The sequence below is a fragment of the Aeromonas sp. ASNIH1 genome (assembly GCF_002934285.1).
Lineage (GTDB): Bacteria > Pseudomonadota > Gammaproteobacteria > Enterobacterales > Aeromonadaceae > Aeromonas > Aeromonas caviae.
The window spans coordinates 2973487-2990650 of sequence record NZ_CP026228.1 but is presented as its reverse complement, the minus strand read 5'-3'; the positions used below and the strand labels follow the sequence as shown (position 1 = coordinate 2990650).

Sequence of the window (17164 nt, the reverse complement as noted above, 5' to 3'; positions counted from 1 at the left end):
TAACTAGCCCTGTCCCACCGCACTGACGATGCGGATCTGCTTGTCGTCAGGCACTTCCTGATAGGACAGCACGCGTAATCCAGGAATGGCATTCTTGACAAATTTCGCCAGGGTATTGCGCAATATCCCCGATGTCAGAAGCACGGCCGGCTGGCCTTCCAGTTCTTGTCGTTGAGTGGCTTCCACCAGGGAGCGTTGCATCCGCTCCGCCAGTCCCGGTTCGATACCGGCGCCATCTCCCCCACCTGCTTGCAGGGATTGATGCAATATACGTTCCAGTTCTGGTGACAAGGTGATCACCGGCAGCTCGGGTTCGGGACCGGCAATCTCCTGCACAATCAATCTGCGCAGGGCGATCCGGCAGGCTGCGGTCAGCACTTCCGGGTCCGGGCTGCGGGGCGCATATTCCACGAGGGTCTGCAGGATAGTGCGCATATCGCGAATTGGCACGCCTTCATTGAGCAAATTCTGCAATACCTTCACCAGGTTGCCCATGCTGATCACCTCGGGAACCAGTCCTTCCACCAGCTTGCTCTGATGCTTCCCTATCATGTCGAGCAGTTGTTGCACCTCGTCATGACCCAGCAGCAGCGCCGCATGGTTGGAGAGGATCTGGCTCAGGTGGGTAGCCACCACGGTGGCCGCATCGACCACGGTGTAGCCAAGGGTCTGGGCCTGGGAGACCTGCTCCTTGGCGACCCAGACCGCCTCCAGCCCGAACGCCGGGTCCTGGGTGGCGATACCGTGGATCTGGCCGAACACCTGCCCCGGGTTGATGGCCATCTCCTTGTCGTGATAGACGGTGGCTTCCCCCGTGCTCACGCCCATCAGGGTGATGCGGTACTGGTTGGGGGCAAGATCCAGGTTGTCGCGAATGTGGACGGCAGGCACCAGAAAGCCCAGCTCCTGGGAGAGCTTCTTGCGCACCCCCTTGATCCGGTTGAGCAGCTCGCCCCCCTGGTTCTTGTCCACCAGCGGGATCAGCTGATAACCCACCTCCAGGCCGATGATGTCCACCGGCATGACGTCGTCCCAGCTGAGATCCTTCTGCTCCACCGGGGCATCCCCCTGGGTCGGCATGAGTTCGCCGCTCGCCGCCTTCGCCTTGTTCTGCTTCTCGCGGCGCAGCAGCCACCAGGCGCCCGCCGCCGCCACCGCCCCCAGGCTCAGGAAAGCCAGGTGCGGCATGCCGGGTACGCTGCCCATCATCAGCAGGATGCCGGCGGAGATCACCAGCGCCTTGGGATTTTCGAACAGTTGGCCGAGTACCGCTGTCCCCATGTCCTGGTCGGTATTCTGACGGGTGACGATGATGGCCGCGGCAATGGAGAGCAGGAGCGAGGGGATCTGGGCGACCAGACCGTCACCGATGGCGAGCAGGGTATAGACCTGGGCCGCTTCGCCGAAGGTGAGCTGGTGCTGCATCATGCCGATGATGAAGCCGCCGATGATGTTGATGAAGAGGATCATGATGCCGGCGATGGCATCCCCTTTCACGAATTTGGAGGCACCGTCCATGGAGCCGTAGAAGTCCGCTTCCTGAGTCACGTCCTGACGGCGCTTCTTGGCCTCTTCCTGATTGATGAGACCGGCGTTCAGGTCCGCATCGATGGCCATCTGCTTGCCTGGCATGGCGTCAAGGGTGAAGCGGGCGCTCACCTCGGAGATCCGGCCCGCACCCTTGGTGACCACCACGAAGTTGATGATCACCAGGATCATGAAGACGATGATGCCCACGGCATAGTTGCCGCCGATCACCACGTTGCCGAACGCCTCGATCACATGGCCTGCCGCCGCGCTGCCGTTGTGGCCTTCCAGCAACACCACCCGGGTGGAGGCAACGTTGAGGGCGAGCCGCAGCAGGGTGGCGATCAGCAAGACGGTGGGGAAGGCGGCAAATTCCAGGGGGCGGCGGGTATAGACCGCCACCAGCAGCACCACGATGGAGAGGGCGATGTTGAAGGAGAAGAGGATATCCAGCATCAGGGGCGGAATGGGGAGTACCACCATCCCCAGAGAGGCCAATACCAGCAGCGGCGTCCCTACCCCTCTGCTGAGCAGCCACTTGTACTCTTTGAAACGGCCCAGTCCCGCTTTGAATCCCATCGTGCTTCTCAATGATAAACTGCCAATGACGGATTAAAGCAAATATCAAGCCAAGGATTCAATGTATTGATCTATATGGTTTTTATTTTAACACTGTCAGAAGTCCGTCGTTGGCGTCACGGGAAATGGTGACAGGGGGAAGCTGCCTTCACCAAGCAGGCCAAAGGCCATGGGGCGAGGCGCCGCGCCTCGACAGGGAGATTGCGGCCTTGTTTGCGACACAAGGGAGAGATCGGATGGTGGGGCCATCCCACCGCTTTATTTGCGAAACGCGGGGGCGCAAGGGAGAGCACCCGGGATCAGGCTGCCACCACTGCGTTATTTGCGAAACTCGGGTGGAATGGGCAGATCCTTGGCGATGGGGGTCGGGCGCCGGCCGCGGCCACGGCGGAACTTCTTGAGCTGATAGACATAGGCCAGCACCTGGGCGACGGCGGCGAAGAGCCCCTCCGGGATCTCCTGGCCAATCTCGGTGGCGTGGTAAAGGGCCCGGGTGAGCGGCGGGGAGGACATGACGGGGATGTCGTATTCGCGCCCGATCTCCCGGATCTTCATCGCCACCTCGTCGACCCCCTTGGCCAGTACCTTGGGCGCCGCCCCCGGCTTGCCCGCATCGTATTTGAGCGCCACCGAGTAGTGGGTCGGGTTGGTGATGATCACATCGGCCTTGGGGACATCCCCCATCATGCGGCGCATGGCCATCTGCATCTGCAACTGGCGTATTCGCCCCTTGACCTCGGGCTTGCCTTCGCTGTCCTTGAACTCGTCCTTGATCTCCTGCTTGGTCATCTTCAGCTGGCGATTGTGGTTCCAGCTCTGGAACGGCACATCGATGGCGACAATGGGGATCAGGGCGCAGCAGAGGATGATCAGCATCCAGAGCAGCAGGTCCAGGGCATCGACGATGCCGCCGGGAAAGCCCTCAAGAGAGAGATTCAGCAGATGGTTGAACTGGCTCGACAGCATCCACCAGGCGAACAGACTAATAAACACCACTTTTGCGATGGATTTGACAAGTTCCACCAGGGATTGCACCCCGAACATCCTTTTGATGCCGCTCAGGGGGCTCAGCTTGCTCCACTTGGGCAACATGGCCTCGGAGGAGAAGTTCATCCCGCCGAGCAGGGTGTTGCCGACGAAGGCGGCGATGATCACCAGCATGAACAGCAGCCCCAGAGGCTGGATCAGCTCCCCCAGCAGGGCAGGCACCATGGCCCCCATGGCATTGGGGTCGAACGCCTGATCCCGGTCCAGGGTAAAGCCCATGGTGAGTACCTTGATCATGGCCCCTGCCAGACTCTCCTTGATCATCAGGAGGCCGAACACGGTCGCCAGCAGGACGCTGGCGGTACCCAGCTCCTTGGAGCGTGCAATCTGCCCTTTTTCCCGGGCCTGTTGCAGTCGTTTGCCCGTGGGTTGTTCTGTGCGTTCCTGATCGGTATCAGCCATGCTGGCCTCCTGCCGGCATCAGCCGGCTGGCAGCCCGCCAGACTGGCGGCAAAAGGGTCGCAACCGGGAGGGCCTCAGTCATGCTGGCCCCCGAAGCACTGGACGTTGATGAGCTCGCAGCTGGTCTCCTGCACCCGCTCCCAGAGCGCGTCGAAGTGCCCCATGAAGCCACCGATGGTGAGCCAGAGGATGAACAGGCCCGACATCATGCTGACCGCAAAGCCGATGCTGAAGATGTTGAGCTGGGGGGCCGCACGGGTCATCACCCCGAACGCGAAGTTGATCAGCAGCAGGGCGATGATGGCCGAAAGCGCCATCACCAGAGAAGCCTGATACATGACCCCGAGAAAGCTCACCAGGCTGCGGATGGCAGGCAGGGTGAGCCCGCTGTCAGATACCGGCAGGGTTTCGAAACTCAGCACCACCATGCGCAGCATCAGCAGGTGGCCGTCCACCGCGAGAAACACCAGGGTCGCCAGCATCAGGTAGAACTGGCCCACCACGGGAGCCGACTGGCCGTTCATGGGATCCACCAGGGTGGCAAAGCCCAGGCTGGTCTGCATGGCGATGACCTGACCCGCCATCACGAAGGTCTCCAGCAGGAACTGGGTCATGAGGCCGAGCGCGATGCCGATGAGCAGTTGCTGCCCCAGCACCAGGAAGCTGCCGAGAGAGAAGAGCTCGATCTTCGGCATCGGGGGCAGCAGGGGGGCGATGATGAGGGTGATCGCCAGCGCCAGGCCGATACGGATATGGGCGGGGGCGAGCCGGCTGCCGAAGACCGCCATCACCATCAGGAGACTGCTCACCCGGGCCAGGGGCCAGAGGATGGAGGAGAGCCACTCCATGATGAGCGCCGTGGTGTAGGTCATGACAGCGGCACTCCCGGCAGGGGCAAGCCAACGGGAGGACGCAGGCCCCGGTCTGCCTCGGCCAGAGCGAAAGGGTGGCCCTTGGCTGGCATCAGCCCACCACCTCGGGGATCTGGCTCACCATCAGCTGGAAGAAGTCCATCAGACTCTGCAATCCCCAGTGAGCCCCCGCCCCCAAGGCCAGCAGGGTGACCACCAGACGGGGCAGGAAGCTCAAGGTCTGTTCGTTGATGGAGGTGGCGGCCTGGAAGATGGCGACCACCAACCCCACCATCAGGCTCGGCAGGATCACGGCGCACACCATGATCGTCACCAGCCAAAGCGCCTCGCGAAAGACGTCGACGAAGGTTTCAGGACTCATTGCTCGCTCCTTTTGATGGGTTTGCCCAGGGCCGCATCCTCCTGGCCTCCTCCTTCGAAAGAAAGAGAGGCCTCTTCGCTTCCTCCCCGAGTGAAGGGGAGAGCCGGGGGGAGGGTCTGCCCTCCCCTAACCACCCGAGCCCAGCCCGAAGCTGGTGGCCAGGGAACCCAGAATGAGGTTCCAGCCATCCACCATGACGAACAGCATCAGCTTGAACGGCAGGGAGACCAGCATGGGGGAGAGCATCATCATCCCCATGGCCATCAGGATACTGGCGACCACCAGATCGATGACCAGGAAAGGCAGAAACAACATGAAGCCTATCTGGAAAGCGGTCTTGAGCTCGCTGGTGACAAAGGCCGGGATCAGCACCCGTAGCGGCACGTCCGCAGGCTCGGCCACCTGCACGTTCGCTATCTCCATGAAAGTATTGAGATCCTTGACCCGGGTCTGGGCCAGCATGAACTGGTGAATGGGCAGCTCCGCCTTCTCCAGGGCCTCCTTGGCCCCGATGGTCTCGGCCAGATAGGGCTGCAACGCCTCGTTGTTGATGCGATCCAGCACCGGCGACATGATGAAAAACGACATGAAGAGGGCGATGCCGATCAGCACCTGGTTGGAGGGGCTCTGCTGCAGACCGATGGCCTGGCGCAGGATGCCGAGCACCACGATGATCCGGGTGAAGGAGGTCATCATGATCACCATGGCCGGCAGGAAGGAGAGCGCGGTCATCAGCGCCAGCACCTGCAGGGTCAGGCTGTACTCCTGACTGCCATCCGCCATGGTCTTGACGGTGAGTGCAGACATGCCGTCCTGGGCCATCGCCAGGGGCGAGAGCACCAGAGAGAGCAGTGCCAGCCACCCGATCCAGTTAACGTTTTTCATGCTTGCCCATCAGTTTGCCCAGTTGCTCGGAGAACGCCTGAGGCTGGCTCTCGTCCAGCGGCTCCTCCAGGCGATAGAGGAAGTTGACCTGCTGCGGCGTCACCCCGACCAGCAGTTGCTGGCCGCCCACCTTGACCACCATCAGCTTCTCCTTGTAGCCAAGGGGCAGGGTGGCGATGACCTTCATCTGGCCCCCTCCCATCACCTGGGAAAGCTTGCTCTTCTTGAGCAGGAAGCCGAGCACCAGGATGAGGCCGATCACCATCAGGCTGGAGAGCAGCCAGGAGGTGAGGCTGGGGGGATTGGCCCCTACCCCCGGATTGGCCAGGGCAGGCAGGGAAAACAGCCACAACGGGAGCACACGGATCATTTGAGCTTCTTGATCCTTTCGATTTGGCTGATGACGTCGGTAAGGCGGATACCGAACTTGTCGTTCACCACCACCACCTCGCCGTGGGCGATCAGGGTGCCGTTGACCAGCACGTCCAGGGGTTCACCCGCCACCCGATCCAGCTCCACCACCGAGCCCTGGTTCAGTTGCAGCAGGTTGCGAATGCTGATCTGGCTGCGGCCCACTTCCATGGCGATGGTCACCGGGATGTCCAGAATGGTGTCCAGCTTGCGCCGCTCTTCGGCGCTGATGGGGGCTTCGTCCTTCAACTCCTCCAGGGGGGCAGGCTTGGCTTCGGCCGTGACCTGCTCCTCCAGTGCGGCCGCCCAGGCGTCAGCCATCAAATCCTGCTCGTCATCGGTTCCGCTCATCTTCAATTCCTCAGTGTTGCAACACCTCCCCGGGGGGAGGATCAATCAGGGTGTTTGTCAGAGATGCTTCGCTCGAGCTCTTCCAGCTCGGCTTCGCCATCAATGCGCACGCCCCCGCGGGTCACCAGATGCATCTCTGTCTTGACCCCGTCAGGGCGCTTGATTTTGTCGGTGATCTTGAGCGCCACGTTCTCCTTGGTGCGCCCCATCTTGGCGTGGAAGGTGGGCAGATCCTCCACAAAGACCAGCAGGTTCTCCGGCATCTCCACCGGGATGATGTCCCCGGGTCTGAGCTCCATCAGCTCACGCAAGGAGAGCTCGGTCTCCAGCAGCTTGGCCTTGAGCTCCACCTTGACGTCCATGATCTCGTCGCGCAGGGCCTTGCTCCAGCGCACGTCGGTATCCCCCTTGTCGCTCTGCACCCCCGCATCCAGCAGTTCGCGGATGGGTTCCAGCATGGAGTAGGGCATGGCCACGTGGAAGTCGCCGCCGCCGCCGTCCAGCTCGATGTGGAAGGAGCTCACCACGATCACCTCGGTGGGACTGACGATGTTCGCCATGGCCGGGTTCACTTCGGAGTCGAGGTATTCAAAGCCCACGTCCATCACCGGCGCCCAGGCATCCTTGTAGTCCTCGAACACCAGCTTGAGCAGCATCTGGATGATGCGCCGCTCGGTGGGGGTGAATTCCCGCCCCTCGATCTTGGCGTGGTAGCGGCCATCACCGCCAAAGAAGTTCTCCACCAGGATGAAGACGAGCCGCGCCTCCATGGTGATCAGCGCCGTCCCCTTGAGGGGGCGGAAACGCACCATGTTCAGGCTGGTGGGCACAAACAGGGTGTGAACATATTCGCCGAACTTGAGCATCTGCACGCCGTTGATGGAGACCTCGGCGGTGCGTCGCATCATGTTGAACAGGCTGATGCGCATGTGGCGGGCAAACCGTTCGTTCACCAGCTCCAGGGTCGGCATGCGGCCGCGGACGATGCGGTCCTGGGAGGAGAAGTCGAACTGGGCGATACCGGGATCCCCGGCTGATCCCAGCTCCTCCTCCTCGACATCGTCGACGCCGTGCAGCAGGGCATCAATCTCGTCCTGACTTAACAGATCGCTCACGCTTCACCTTTCATTGCATGACAAAGCCGGTAAACAGCACTTGTTCGATTACGGGAGAAGAGACCAGGTCGTTCAGCACCCGGCGGCACTCTTCCAGCGAATCCTGACGCAGCTTCTCCTTGCCCTCGAAGGTCATCAGCTGTTCGGCGGTCGCCGAGCTGAAGACCCGCAGCAAGGTGCCTTCGATCAGGGGAATGTTCTGTTTGGCCAGGGTTTCGTCGGCGGTGCCGCGCACCATCAGCTGGATCTTGATCTGCACCAGCCGATCCCGCTGGCCTCCCGCCACGTTGAACACGAAGGGACGGGGCATGCCCACATAGAGCGAGGGCTGGGGCGTGTTCGCCTCCGGCTTGGCCTCGCTCTTTTCGGCCGCGGGCTCATCCCCACCGGCGAGCATGAACCAGGCGCCGGCGCCGCCCCCGCCAAGGAGCACGACGGCCAGGGCGACTATCATGATCAGTTTCTTTTTCTTGCCTGCCGCCGGATCCTTCAGCGTCAGTTCGTTATCGTCTGCCATCCCTTGTCCACCCTAGTCTCAAACTTGTTCGGTATCATAAACTTACTTAAGAATGCATCAAGCATAGAAATCGATTCCGGCATCGTTTGCCGATTCCACCAGCAGCGTGAGGTTGCGAGCGCTCCCCTCGGCCTCTCTGCCATCGCTGCCGCCGCCATTTCCCCCCTGTCGCCCCTGGTCACCGAAACCGGACTGACCCTGGGAGGATGACTGCCCCTGCTGCTGGAAGGCTTGCTGCTGCGCCTGTTGTTGCACCACGGTCTGGCCGAGCTGGATCCCCTGCCCTGCCAGCATGTCGCGCAGGCGCGGCATGGCCTGCTCCAGCATCTCACGGGTCTGGCCATGCTGCACCACGAAGTGCACGCTGGCCTGGCTGGAGGCATCCATCTGGATTTGGATCTTCATCTTGCCAAGCCCCAGGGGGTCTAGCTGGATCTCCGCCTGTTGCAGCTTGTCCGCCAGCATCAGGTTCACCTTGTGGTGCAGCTGCTCGGGGGCCTCAGGGGTCGCCAGCTTGAGGTGGGGCAGGCTCTGGGGCTCCCGTCTGACGGTCGCCTCTGCCAGCGGTCTGTTCTCGCCGACCTGGCTCTGTGCCTGATGCAAAGGCTGGCTCCCCTCGGCGGGTTCACTGCCCTTGACCTCCATCCCCGGCTGTTTGCCCAGCTCATCGAGCCGGGACTTGTCCACCGCGGGCTTCACCGACACGGCAGCGCCGGCGGCCACCACGGGGGCGCTCTCCATCTGGTCCAGGCCCGCCGAGAGGGCCGTCAGGGGGGCCTGTGCCCCCTGGGATTCATGACGAGCCAGGATCTGCGGCGCCACCTGCACGGGGGCCGTGTCCTCCGTCGTCACGGGCTGGCTGCTCCCTGCATTCACCGCAGGCTCGGCCCCTGCACGGGCTCCCTGCCCGCTCGCGGCCTCAGCCTGTCTGGCCTCACCGGCGACAGGGGCGTCCTTCTCTGCCCCTGCCGCAGTGGCTGGCGGGGCGGACTCCGGTGTGGCCACAGGGGCCGGCCCCTGCGCCACCGTCCGGATCACGCCATCGCCATAGGCGCTGGTGGCACGGGAAGCGGTTGCCCCCTGTCCGGCCGACGCCAGGGGATCGGCCACCTGTGCCTCTTGCGATGAGTCAGCCCGGGTGACAGTGGGAGCCTGGGCGTTTTCTCCTGCCACCACTTTGGCGAGCAGGGCGGCACGCTCCTGACCCGAGAGAGGGGGCTCGACCCCCTTGGCATCCGGCTCCGCTCCCTTGCCTGCCATGGGCTGGCGGGTCGCTCCGCCCTGGTCGGCCACGGCAATGTCATCGGCCAAGGCGGGCTCTTCGGCCCCCAGCGGCAGAGCACCCTGACCGCTCGGCACGGCGCTGGCGCCTTGGGCCGCACCGGGGATGGCTTTCGTTTTGTTCCCTTCCTGCTGACGCTCTGGCGTCATCTGCGGCAGGGAGACGCTCCCCTCTGCCGCCTCCACGCTCTCTGCCATCCCAGGCGCTGCGGCGCCAGGCGGCAAGGGGTTGCCGTCCACAGGCACCGCCGCCTCACCGGCCATGGCGGGCGATGTCGGGGGCACCACCAGGCTCACATCCTGGCGCAGGGAGGCTTGCAACTGTTGCAGGAAGTCGTCGGGAGGCTGCTCGCCCTCGTCGTCCGCCCCCTTCGAGGAAGACGCGGACTCGGTGGCGGGCTCGTCAGACGCCAAAGATTTGGCAGCCGGGGCAAGCCCCTCCCGGGTGCCCTCGGCGGGGCCCTGGAGCGGTGGGTTGCCCTGACTGGCTGGCGCCTTGCCCATCAGCTGGGCCATGGCCATGGCTTGCGAGAAGGCGGCCTTGCCCTCGCCTGACGGCTGCACGCCCCCTTCGCCCCCAATGGTGGGAGCCAGCAGGGTGGCGCTGCCATCGGCAGAAGGCGCCTGGGGGAGAGTGCTAATCAAGGGGGTCTGTATCATGCTGGGATCCCTGACGACGATTCGGTGACGGCCGCACGTGCGGTCATGGCTTGGCCCATCGGCCTCGCATGACCGGAAGAAAGCAAATTACAGGCCAGATTGGTGATAACGACGCAGGATGGCGTAGTCATCCAGCATCTTCTGCTCCTGGCGCTGGGCCTTCTGGCGCACCTTGTCCGCCTTCTTCTCCAGCAGCAGCTCGACCGCCTTGCGCCGCTGCTGGGCTTCGAGCCACTGGGTGCGGCACTCGGCCAGTGCCTCGCGCACCTGCAACACCCCTTGGTACTGCTGGGTCGCCGCGTTTTCGAGCTTGTTGATGAAGGCGTGATACTGGCTGTTCTGCTGGGGGCTGATCCCCTGCAGACCGCGCTCCGTCCACTGCTGGTGGTAGATCTGGCGGTACTGGTTGAGGGCGTTTTGCTGATCCATGAACAGCTTGAGATCCTGCTGGGCCTTGGCCAGCGCCATGGCGGCCTGCTGTTCGGCCTCCTCCAGCCGACTCGCCAGCAACGTCAATCCTTTACTCATAAGGGCTCTCCACCGGTCAACGCATCAGGGGCATGGCCACCAGTTGCAGGGATTGCAGGCCTTCATCGTAGTGAATGACCTCGCGCATTTTCTGCTGCAAGAACTGATCCAGATAGGGTTTCTGGATGATGGCCCGGTCGATGCGCGGATCCGATCCCTGACTGTAGGCGCCGATGGTGATGAGGTCCCGGTTCTGCTGGTAGAGGGAGTAGAACTGCTTGAAGGTGCGCGCCAGCTCCATGTGCTCCGGTGAGGTCACCATGGGCATGACCCGGCTGATGGATTTTTCGATGTCGATGGCCGGATAGTGGCCCGCATCCGCCAGCTCCCGCGCCAGCACGATGTGGCCATCGAGGATGGCCCGGGCCGCGTCGGCGATGGGATCCTGCAGATCGTCCCCCTCCGTCAGCACGGTGAAAAAGGCGGTGATGGAGCCCTGGCCGTCGCTGCCGTTGCCGGCCCGCTCCACCAGCGCCGGCAATTTGGCAAACACCGAGGGGGGATAACCCTTGGTGGCCGGCGGCTCCCCCACCGCCAGTGCAATTTCCCGCTGTGCCTGGGCGTAGCGGGTGAGGGAGTCCATCAGCAGCAGCACGTTGAGCCCCTGCTCGCGGAAATACTCGGCGATGGCGAGCGCCGTCTCGCACCCCTTGAGGCGCATCAGCGGCGAGGCATCGGCAGGGGCGGCCACCACCACGGCGCGCTCGCGCCCCTCGGCGCCGAGGATCTCCTCGATGAACTCCTTCACCTCCCGGCCCCGCTCGCCGATGAGGCCCACCACGACGACATCCGCCACCGAGCCCCGGGTCATCATGCCAAGCAGCACGGATTTACCGACACCGGAGCCGGCGAACAGACCCATGCGCTGACCCCGGCCCACGGTAAGCACGGCATTGATGGCCCGTACCCCCACGTCCATGGGTTGATGGATGGGGCGACGGGCCAGGGGATTGATGCGGTGCTGGGCGAACTGCACCGTCTGGGACGAGAGGATGGGGCCGAGCCCGTCCAGGGGCTGGCCGATGCCGTCGATGACCCGGCCAAGCAGACTCATGCCCACCGGGATGCCGTGATCTTCGGTGACGGGCACCACCCGGGCGCCGGGAATGACCCCCTTGAGCTGCTCGCTCGGCATCAAGAACAGGCGATCCCCGGCAAACCCCACCACCTCGGCCTCCAGGGCCCCATCCTGGGTATCGATGCGGCACAGGGAGCCGATGGCGGCGCGGCAGCCGATGGCTTCCAGGGTCAACCCCACCACCCGGGTGAGCTTGCCCGCCACCGGCGGTATGGGGGCCTGCTCGCGAACCCGGTAGCCTTTAAGCCGATCAAGAAGGGGTTCCGTCATGTCGCCTCCGACGATGAGTGCCTGATGATGCCGTCAGCAGGGCGCTGCACGACGGGTTCGAACCGGGCCATGGCTCAGCTCGCGTTGTCACGCAGGAAGTTGCGCAGCAGCTGATCGATGCGCCCGGAGAGGGTGAGATCGATGCTGGAAAGCTCGGTGGCCAGTTGCAGATCGCCGGGGGAGAAGGTGGGCTCGCTTTGCAGCCGCCAGTGGCGCCTCGCGCACTCCTCGGCGCCAAAGGCGGCCTCTACCCGGATCACATCCTCCGGGTGCAGCATCAGGGTGACCCCCTGCTCGGCGGTAGGGAGCAGGGCCAACCCCTGCTTGAGGGCCTCCAGCAGCAGCGTGGGGGAGGTTTGCGCCTCATGGCGGATGAGGGCGCGGGCGAGCTGTTGCACCAGGGCGATGAGCTGCTGCTCCACCGCCTCGTCCATCTCGCCAAGGGGAGTGGCCAGGCGTGAGACCAGGGCTTGCCAGCGGGCTATCTCCAGCTCCACCTGCTCCCGCCCCATGGCGAGTCCCTCTTCCCTGCCCTGCTCCAGCCCGGCCTGGTGGCCCTGCTGCAAGCCTTCGAGCTTGCCCTCTTCCAGCCCCTTGGCAAAACCGGCCTCGCGCCCATCGCGCATCCCCTCTTCCCAGGCGGCCTGACGAATCGCCTCCACCTCTTCGGCGGTGATGCTGGGGGCGGGTTCTTCGGGTTGTTCTTCCGGCAGGGCCGCATCGGCCTGCTCCTGACGATACCAGTCAGGAGCCAGCCCCAGGGCATTGGTCTCGACCTCGGCTTCGGTCTCCATCTCTGGCCAGCCCCAGGTCTCAATCTGCGCCGTGTCGGACTCGGGCCTCAGATAGCCGCGCAGTTTGCTGTTCTTGTCATTCATGTGCCGAAGAGACTCCTATCGAGGGCCGGGTACAGGGGCCGACATCATCGCACATTCCATGGCCCATGGCTTAGAGGAACTCTTCGCCACCACCCGCCCCCAGCATGATCTCGCCCGCATCCGCCAGGCGGCGTGCGGTGGAGAGGATCTCCTTCTGGGCGGCTTCCACCTCGGAGACCCGGATCGGCCCCATGGCCTCGAGGTCGTCCGCCAGCATCTCGGCGGCCCGCTTGGACATGTTCTTGAAGACTTTTTCCCGCATCTGGTCGTCCGACCCCTTGAGGGCCCGTTGCAGCAGATCCCCGGGCACTTCACGCAACAGGGTCTGGATGCCCCGATCGTCCACGTCGATGAGGTTTTCGAACACGAACATCAGATCCTGGATCTGCTGGCTCATCTCCTCGTCCGACTCGCGGATGGAGTCCATCAGCTGCCCTTCGATGTTGGTGTCCAGGTAGTTCATGATGTTGGCCGCCGCCTTCAGGCCGCCCATCTTGGCCGCCTGGGCACCGGCCGCACCGGCGAACTGTTTCTCCATGATGTCGTTGAGCTCCTGCAGCGCCGCCGGTTGCACCTCTTCGAGGTTGGCGATGCGCATCACCAGATCCAGGCGCACCTGCTCCGGGAACTGGCTCAGGATCTCGGCGGACTGCTCCGGCTCCAGATAGGAGAGGACGATGGTCTGGATCTGCGGGTGCTCGTTCTGGATGATGCTGGCCACCTGGCGGGCATCCATCCACTTGAGGGAGTCGAGGCCGCGGGCGCCTGACCCCAGGATGATCTGATCCACCAGGTTGCTGGCCTTGTCCTCCCCGAGCGCCGCCACCAGGGCCTTGCGCACGAAGTCTTCACTGCCGATGCCGATGTTGGTGTACTTCTGGATGTCGTCGATAAATTGACGATGCACCGCCGCCACCCGATCGTGGCTGAAATCCGACATGGAGGCCATGGACATGCCGAGCCGCTGCACCTGCTTGGGCTCGAGGTGGCGGAAGATCTGGGCCGCATCCTCCTCGTTGAGGCTCAGCATCAGCACCGCCGCCATCTCCATGCCCCCCATCTGATCCAGGATCAGACGCTGGCTTTCGGTGATGTCGTTGCCGGTGACCTGGCTTTTATTCTCTTCAGGCATCTTTGGTTACCCATTCTTTGATGACCTGGGCGGCCAGGTCAGGTTCGTTCGCTACCAGGGCGCGCACGGCCTTGAGCAGATCCTCGTCACGGTGCAGGTCAGGCAGCTTGAGCTGACCATCCCGCAGACCGAATACCGGTTCGGCCTCGGCCTGGGCGGCCAGCAGGCTCAGTTCGTCGTCGCCACCCAGCACGGTGTGGTTGTCGAAGTCCAGCTCCCCTTCCGGCTTGGCGTCCGGGTAGAGCAGGCGCTTGAGCATGGGCCGCACCACGGTGACGATGAGCACTATGATGACCAGCACGGAGGCGGCGATGCGCACCGCGCGCCAGAACCAGGGCTGCTCGTAGAGAGGAATGTCGGCAACGGTCTCGAGTTCCGGGCGGTTGAACGGAATGGCGACCACCTCCAGGGTATCCCCCCGGGTCACGTCAAAACCCAGACCGCCGCTCAGCAGACGGCGCAGGGTATCGAGTTCGGCCTGGCTGCGGGCTTCCCGGGTCACGGCACCGTCGGCGCCGGGGATGGCCTTGTAATCCACCGCCACCGACACCGTCATGCGGCGAATGCCGCCCTGCTGTCGCCGGATGTGGCTGACGGTGGTGTCCAGTTCGAAGTTGCGGGTCGCTTCCTTGCGGGAACGGCCGGAAGAGGCGGTTCCTTCCCCGCCGGCTGCCTGCTCGGGAATGTTGGACGCGGCGGGCGGCTGGTTGGAGAGGGCGCCGGGCACCCCGCCGTTGCTGCCGCTGGCGCTGTTCTCTTCCATGGTCATTTCGGAGCGCACCGCCGGCAGGTCCGGGTTGTAGGTCTTGCGGGTCTGCTCCTGCTGGGAGAAGTCGAGGGAGAGATCCACCTCCGCCGTATAGTTGTCGGCCCCCAGCACCGGGATCAGGATGGCGTCAATTTTTTGTTTGTATTCGAGCTCCTGCTTCTGCTGCATCGCAAACTCCTTGCGGGTCTGGGCAGAGAGGGGATCCTGGGAGCCGGAGTTGAGCAGGCGACCGTTCTGGTCGGTCACGGTGACGCGGGTCGGCTCCAGACCGTGAACGGCGGAGGCGACCATGTCGACGATGGAGTCCACCTCACCCTGGCCCAGGGCGTTGCCCTTGAGGCTCAGGACCACGGTGGCGCTGGGCTTGCGTTCGTTGCGGGCGAACACGTTGTCTTTCGGGATGGCCAGCAGCACCTGGGCCTTGGCGACGTTCTGGAACTGCTCGATGGCGCTCGCCAGCTGGCGCTCGCGGCTCAGTTTCAGGCGCTCGCTCTCCATGCGCTGGCTGACGCCGAAGCTGGAGTCCTTGAGCAGGATGGCTTCGCCGTCGTTGCTGGCGTCGCTGTTGTTGGCCAGACCGGCGCGGGTCAGGCGCAACCGGATGTCCGCATAGTTTTCGGCACTGACCAGCACGCTCTTGCCATCCACCTGATAGGGGATCTTCTGCTGATCCAGGTAATCCAGGGTGGAGACCAGCTCCTGGGTGGTGAAGGTGCCGAGGGGACGCATCTCCGGCTCCTTGCCCCACAAGAGGATGAAGACAGCGATGGCCAGACAGATGGTCAGCCCCAGGATCAGGGTGATCTGGCGCAACACATCGGTGTTGGACAGGAAGCCCAGCGCCGAGCTCTTCTGCTCGTGCTCGTCGAGGGCGGCCGCCCCCTCGTTGTTGATCAGCAGATCGCCGTTTTGATCAGTTGCCACGGTTTATGTCCTTGTTGCTGACATCTTCATGATGCTCGGTCGCCATGGGCCCGAGTTACACCGGCATGTTCATGATGGTCTTGTAGGCATCGACCATCTTGTTGCGCACCTGCACCGTCGCCTCGAAGGCGATGGAGGATTTCTGGCCGGCGATCATCACCTGGGAGAGATCCACCGACTTGTCGCCGAGATCGAAGCGGGTACGCAGATCGTTGGCGGTGCCCTGCAACTCGTTGACGTTGTCCAGGGCCTGTTGCAGCATCTGGCCGAAATCCGAGCTGACCGGACGACCGGGCTGGGTCAACGGCGTGGCACCGGCTTCCACCTTGAGGGCCTGCATCTCTTGCATCAGGCTGCTTGCGCTAATTTCCATCTTCCCTTCCCAGACAAATCATTGACACTGACTAGCTTGAAGCAATAAAGGTGCCAACCAGAGCGAGATCTCGAGATCAGGGATAAAAGCGGGGCGCGATCAGGTCGACGGGCACCGGCCATCCGGGGATCAGGCCGGAGAGCCGGGGGGATCGCCCAGCAGCAGCCGCAGGTAGATGCTCTGCTTGTCCCACTCCCGGCGCTGGGCAGCCATCCGATCCTGCTCGGCCTCATGGGTCATCTTGCTCTCCTGGTCGCCGGACTCTGTGCGGCGCCTATGAAAAAGAGGGCCTTGGGCCCTCTTTTTACTGCAAATCCCGACAAGTAAACAGGGTGCATCTCTAGCCATCCATGAAATGCCGGGTCAGATTGGCAGGGATCACTTGTTCAGGTCATCATCCAGCCAGTACTTGGATCCCGAGATGTTGGCGTCAAGCAACAGTCCCTTCTCGCCAATCTGGTAGATAGCCATGCCGCCATTGTATTTGGCGGTGAGCTCGGCGCTCTCCTTGCCCGCCACGGCGCCCACCTCGGAGGTGGCTTCCCACCCCTTGCTGACGAAGGCATCGAACCTCGCCTTGTCCTCGAACAGGATCACCTGCTGGTAGAACTTGCCGCCGATCCCGGCCGCAAGACCGGCACCGAACATCTTCATGTAGGTGTGCTTGCCACTGGTGCGATTGACGGCCACCCCGGCCCCCTGATTGGTGTGGATCATCAGGGAGAACTTGCGCGAGTCGAACACCGCATAGCCATAAGCCTTGTCAAACAGCAACTTGGCCGAGGGCTGTTCGTTGAACAGCCGCACCAGGGCGGTATCGGCCATGGTATCGAGGGCGGTTCTCGCCTCCTCCGGGGTCTTGGGCTCGAGCATGGTGTCGAGCTTCTTGTCGGCGGCGGTCAGCCACTCCTTGCCGGTGGCCGCGCTCTCTGCCGTCCAGGCCCCCGCCTTGTTGTAGGCCTCGGCCCCCCAGCTGGACACCGACTCCCAGGTCTCCTTGGAAAAATCGGTGATCCCCTTCCACGCCTCCTTGCTGGTATCGCTCACCGCGGTACCGAGGTCGGAGGCGGCCTCCTTCAGCTTTGCCCAGTCGGCCAGACCGGGGGTTGAGGCCAGCGCCAGTGCCGTGGCTATCACCAGGAATCGAATCTTCATTGTTTCCACCCTCTGTGATGAGTCGAAGGTCACAGTAGCAGATCTGGCG

17 protein-coding genes are annotated in these 17164 nt (G+C 63.4%); all 17 read right to left on the bottom strand.

The window, feature by feature from the left end:
• Positions 1–3: 3 nt before the first annotated feature.
• The 17 genes from flhA to befA all read right to left on the bottom strand — a co-directional run bounded on the left by flhA (position 4) and on the right by befA (position 17115).
• Entirely contained in the window at positions 4–2106 is a 2103-nt protein-coding gene (flhA, locus tag C2U37_RS14645; RefSeq protein WP_048207234.1) for a flagellar biosynthesis protein FlhA, read from the bottom strand.
• A 318-nt stretch (positions 2107–2424) separates the two neighbouring features.
• Positions 2425–3555, bottom strand: coding sequence for a flagellar biosynthesis protein FlhB (gene flhB, locus C2U37_RS14640; protein WP_041212629.1), 1131 nt, complete (start codon positions 3553–3555; stop codon positions 2425–2427).
• A gap of 74 nt (positions 3556–3629) precedes the next feature.
• Positions 3630–4427 (bottom strand): flagellar biosynthetic protein FliR, encoded by a 798-nt coding sequence (gene fliR / locus C2U37_RS14635; RefSeq protein WP_010673928.1) that lies wholly within the window; start codon positions 4425–4427, stop codon positions 3630–3632.
• A gap of 91 nt (positions 4428–4518) precedes the next feature.
• A complete protein-coding gene (gene fliQ, locus C2U37_RS14630; RefSeq protein WP_010673927.1) occupies positions 4519–4788 on the bottom strand; it encodes a flagellar biosynthesis protein FliQ in 270 nt (89 codons plus the stop codon).
• Between the two features lie 126 nt (positions 4789–4914).
• Positions 4915–5673, bottom strand: a complete 759-nt coding sequence (gene fliP, locus C2U37_RS14625; RefSeq protein ID WP_041212628.1) for a flagellar type III secretion system pore protein FliP — start codon at positions 5671–5673, stop codon at positions 4915–4917.
• Positions 5660–6043 (bottom strand): flagellar biosynthetic protein FliO, encoded by a 384-nt coding sequence (gene fliO / locus C2U37_RS14620; RefSeq protein ID WP_010673925.1) that lies wholly within the window; start codon positions 6041–6043, stop codon positions 5660–5662. Before fliO ends, fliP begins: the two co-directional genes overlap by 14 nt.
• Entirely contained in the window at positions 6040–6435 is a 396-nt protein-coding gene (gene fliN, locus C2U37_RS14615; RefSeq protein ID WP_010673924.1) for a flagellar motor switch protein FliN, read from the bottom strand. The genes fliO and fliN overlap by 4 nt, the downstream gene beginning before the upstream one ends.
• A gap of 41 nt (positions 6436–6476) precedes the next feature.
• Entirely contained in the window at positions 6477–7550 is a 1074-nt protein-coding gene (gene fliM / locus C2U37_RS14610) for a flagellar motor switch protein FliM (RefSeq protein ID WP_041212627.1), read from the bottom strand.
• 10 nt (positions 7551–7560) lie between these two features.
• The gene (gene fliL, locus C2U37_RS14605) at positions 7561–8067 is read right to left on the bottom strand and encodes a flagellar basal body-associated protein FliL (protein WP_010673922.1); all 507 of its coding nucleotides are present in this window, start codon (positions 8065–8067) and stop codon (positions 7561–7563) included.
• A 57-nt stretch (positions 8068–8124) separates the two neighbouring features.
• Positions 8125–10008 carry a flagellar hook-length control protein FliK gene (locus tag C2U37_RS14600; protein WP_104452531.1) on the bottom strand — a complete coding sequence of 628 codons (1884 nt, stop codon included), beginning with the start codon at positions 10006–10008 and terminating at the stop codon, positions 8125–8127.
• 87 nt (positions 10009–10095) lie between these two features.
• The gene (gene fliJ, locus C2U37_RS14595; RefSeq protein WP_039039911.1) at positions 10096–10536 is read right to left on the bottom strand and encodes a flagellar export protein FliJ; all 441 of its coding nucleotides are present in this window, start codon (positions 10534–10536) and stop codon (positions 10096–10098) included.
• A 16-nt stretch (positions 10537–10552) separates the two neighbouring features.
• Entirely contained in the window at positions 10553–11884 is a 1332-nt protein-coding gene (gene fliI / locus C2U37_RS14590) for a flagellar protein export ATPase FliI (protein ID WP_043154477.1), read from the bottom strand.
• A gap of 74 nt (positions 11885–11958) precedes the next feature.
• The gene (gene fliH, locus C2U37_RS14585; protein WP_104452530.1) at positions 11959–12762 is read right to left on the bottom strand and encodes a flagellar assembly protein FliH; all 804 of its coding nucleotides are present in this window, start codon (positions 12760–12762) and stop codon (positions 11959–11961) included.
• Between the two features lie 70 nt (positions 12763–12832).
• The gene (gene fliG / locus C2U37_RS14580; RefSeq protein WP_010673917.1) at positions 12833–13894 is read right to left on the bottom strand and encodes a flagellar motor switch protein FliG; all 1062 of its coding nucleotides are present in this window, start codon (positions 13892–13894) and stop codon (positions 12833–12835) included.
• Positions 13887–15587, bottom strand: coding sequence for a flagellar basal-body MS-ring/collar protein FliF (fliF, locus tag C2U37_RS14575; protein WP_041212623.1), 1701 nt, complete (start codon positions 15585–15587; stop codon positions 13887–13889). Before fliF ends, fliG begins: the two co-directional genes overlap by 8 nt.
• Before the next feature lie 55 nt (positions 15588–15642).
• Positions 15643–15960 carry a flagellar hook-basal body complex protein FliE gene (gene fliE / locus C2U37_RS14570; RefSeq protein WP_029314161.1) on the bottom strand — a complete coding sequence of 106 codons (318 nt, stop codon included), beginning with the start codon at positions 15958–15960 and terminating at the stop codon, positions 15643–15645.
• Between the two features lie 378 nt (positions 15961–16338).
• Complete coding sequence (gene befA, locus C2U37_RS14565; protein ID WP_052815838.1) at positions 16339–17115, bottom strand: beta cell expansion factor BefA; 777 nt, start codon at positions 17113–17115, stop codon at positions 16339–16341.
• Positions 17116–17164: the final 49 nt, after the last annotated feature.